The sequence below is a fragment of the Wolbachia endosymbiont of Cylisticus convexus genome, from assembly GCF_003344345.1.
The window spans coordinates 1-2711 of sequence record NZ_QPIP01000149.1 but is presented as its reverse complement, the minus strand read 5'-3'; the positions used below and the strand labels follow the sequence as shown (position 1 = coordinate 2711).

General features: G+C 35.0%; 6 protein-coding genes. 2 read left to right on the top strand and 4 right to left on the bottom strand.

Annotation, left to right across the window (positions count from 1 at the left end):
- Both Wcon_RS09365 and Wcon_RS09360 read left to right on the top strand, forming a co-directional pair.
- Positions 1-409: group II intron maturase-specific domain-containing protein (locus Wcon_RS09365; RefSeq protein ID WP_275936935.1), on the top strand; the 409-nt coding region annotated here is incomplete at its 5' end.
- A gap of 172 nt (positions 410-581) precedes the next feature.
- Entirely contained in the window at positions 582-1376 is a 795-nt protein-coding gene (locus Wcon_RS09360) for a PAS domain-containing protein (RefSeq protein ID WP_114517927.1), read from the top strand.
- 251 nt (positions 1377-1627) lie between these two features.
- Here Wcon_RS09360 and Wcon_RS13545 read toward each other — a convergent pair whose 3' ends face one another.
- The 4 genes from Wcon_RS13545 to Wcon_RS13530 form a co-directional block, all read right to left on the bottom strand.
- On the bottom strand, positions 1628-1948 hold the full coding sequence (locus Wcon_RS13545; RefSeq protein WP_458694584.1) for an integrase core domain-containing protein: 321 nt from the start codon (positions 1946-1948) through the stop codon (positions 1628-1630).
- A 266-nt stretch (positions 1949-2214) separates the two neighbouring features.
- Positions 2215-2355 carry a hypothetical protein gene (locus Wcon_RS13540; RefSeq protein WP_458694580.1) on the bottom strand — a complete coding sequence of 47 codons (141 nt, stop codon included), beginning with the start codon at positions 2353-2355 and terminating at the stop codon, positions 2215-2217.
- Positions 2356-2379: 24 nt separating this feature from the next.
- Complete coding sequence (locus Wcon_RS13535; protein WP_458694579.1) at positions 2380-2559, bottom strand: helix-turn-helix domain-containing protein; 180 nt, start codon at positions 2557-2559, stop codon at positions 2380-2382.
- A complete protein-coding gene (locus Wcon_RS13530) occupies positions 2513-2644 on the bottom strand; it encodes a hypothetical protein (RefSeq protein WP_338062146.1) in 132 nt (43 codons plus the stop codon). The genes Wcon_RS13535 and Wcon_RS13530 overlap by 47 nt, the downstream gene beginning before the upstream one ends.
- Positions 2645-2711 lie beyond the last annotated feature (67 nt).

Here is a 2711-nt window from a genome sequence, read left to right as displayed (position 1 = left end):
TTTTGATTTTCTGGGTTACACATTCAGACCCAGGTTAGCAAGAAATAAAATAGGGAAGCATTTTGTTTCATTTCTCCCAGCAATTAGCAACAAGGCCAAGAAAAAGATTACTACAACCATAAGATCATGGAAAATGCTAAGAAATACGCATATAACATTAGAGGGGATGTCAGAGAAAGTAAATCCAATAGTCAGAGGCTGGTATCAGTACTATGGCAAATTTTACAGAACTGAGGTCTACAAATCTCTAAAGAATGTAGAGCGGCATCTAGAAAAGTGGGTCAAAAGGAAATATAAGAGACTCAGGGGTCACGGAAGACTAGCAAGACAATTTCTAGGAAAGGTGAGAAAGAGGTCTCCGGATATTTTCTATCACTGGACACTAGGGTTAGATCAAAAGGCTGAATAATGGAAGCTGTATAAGCTGAGAGGTTTACGTACAGTTTTGCGAGAGACTGGTGGGGAAGTTCCACTGGTCTACTCTCCTAATGTTTATCCATACCTAATTAAGTATATTAATGGGTAAATGAATTTTAATACAATCTTATTATACTTATACACACGTTATATAGAATGAAGGCATGGAAGATTTTATAGCTGCAAGAAGGAAAGATGATGCTGTGATATCTGTTTGTCAGGATAATAAGAAAAAAAACGTGTTAATCTCGGGACTCAATCAAGCCGCAAGGGATTTATTAAAATATGAAGAAGACAATTTACTTAATAAGCCGTTAATCAATATTTTGAGTACAAGAGCAGCCGACGATGTGAAAAGCTATTTAGAGTATACTGAAGATGGACGCGATTTGCCGGATATATTGCCAAAAGTGATAGGTTTTTCCTTAATTGACGCTAAAGGAGAAGATGTAAAAACAAAGGTAAAAGTTTTTCGCACAACGCAATTTACTAATAGCAAGATTAATTATGAGCTATTGATACGTGACATTAGCCTGCTTCATAAGTTAAGAATATTTAGGGATAAATATCTGATGGGTAAAAAATATGAAAAACATAACTTGTTTGATATACCAAACAATGAGTCCACTATTTTGGAGTTATATGTTCTATTGAGTTTTGCTTTTCAATACCAAATTACTGCAGTTATAGGAATAATAGGCTTAAATAGTAGCTGTGACGAGGCAAACGATGCACTAAAAATTATCATAGAACATTTCTATCAAAATTGCCGTAGTGATGATTTTCTAGGATGTATTGATGAGAATAAGGTACTTTTTATTTTGATTAACTGTGATGCAAAGAACACATCTAAAATAGTTAATCGTATACATTCTGCCATTAACAAGCAGTTATTAAAGCGAAAACTACCAAGTATATCAATAGTTTATGGGAATGTAATAAAAAGCATAGTGTCTTAAGATTCAGAGACGCTTCTGTAGATGTGTAGTTTATGTTATCTGAAATTCTTGACTTTCAATTTGGAAAATGCTATTATTATAATAGGTTATGTGAGGTAAATATGGGTGCGCCAAGAGAAGCGCTTAGAGTACAGTTGGTCAATCCAGACAGAGCTTAGCCAGCAGTTTGGAACAGACCACTATGCTGCGTAAGGTAACGAGCGTAGTAAAGCTGATGTGTACTAGACACAACTTAATCTGACAGGCAAGAATTAACTGACAGAAGGATTGAGGTAGTTAAAACTAATATCAGTCTCTTGTTTGATGCTACTAATATTTTTCTGAAAAGCAATATGTTTGCTATCAAGAAAAGTCTGCATCGGTGTTTTGCCATAGCAATATTTACCTGAATGAGGTCTTGTCTCATTGTAAGAACGCAACCAATGATCAACATCTATCTGCAAATCTTCCAAAGAACTGTAGATTTTCTTTCTAAAGATAATATTGTAACACTCATCTTGCATAGTTCTATGAAACCTCTCACATATGCCATTAGTTTGTGGGGTTAGTTCTTGAATGATCAATGTTTTCAATTCCTAAATATAGCTGATAAGCGTGATTTTCTGGTTTGCCACAGTATTCCGTACCCCTATCAGTCAAAATGCGGGATAATGGTACTTTTGTCCATCAAAGAATGGTATGACTCTATCATTAAGAAGATCTGCAGCAGTAATTGCAGTTTTGTCTGTATAAAGCTTTGCCATAGCAACCCTTGAATAGGTATCAATAAAAGTTTGCTGGTCCTATACCCTTCTACATAATAAGTGTCTTGAGAACCTAAGTAACCAGTGTTTCAATTTCACCATCTTTGTTCTTTCACTTTCTCTAAAGCTGCAAGTTGCTCTTCAGTTAAAATTATGCCATCTTGTGCAACCTTCGCTTCAAGAGCTTTAAGTCTTTTTTTGAACGTTTCAATATCGTTTCTTAGCCATACAACCACCTTCGGAAATCCCTTTTTCTCAGCTCATTTGCAGCTCTTTATTGTCCATATGCTGGAAATTCTGTTGCGATCTGCTCTTTCTATGTCTTCGGAAACTCTGTTTGCCATAAGTGATTTTTTCTTACTTATCTCATGCAGTGCTTCTTCTCCTCCATTTTCATATAATTCCTTGAATCGATAAAACGTATCTCTTGAGTAGCCCATACGCTTGAGATACATTTCCTAATTGTTTTGCTAGCTCTAATAACCCTAACTTTGGTTTTAGTATTTTTGCTTGTATTGTACTCATATCTAACACTCCTTTCTTTTATTATTTTATAACTTACTTTTCTAAAGTGTCAGATCAAGTCTTGTTT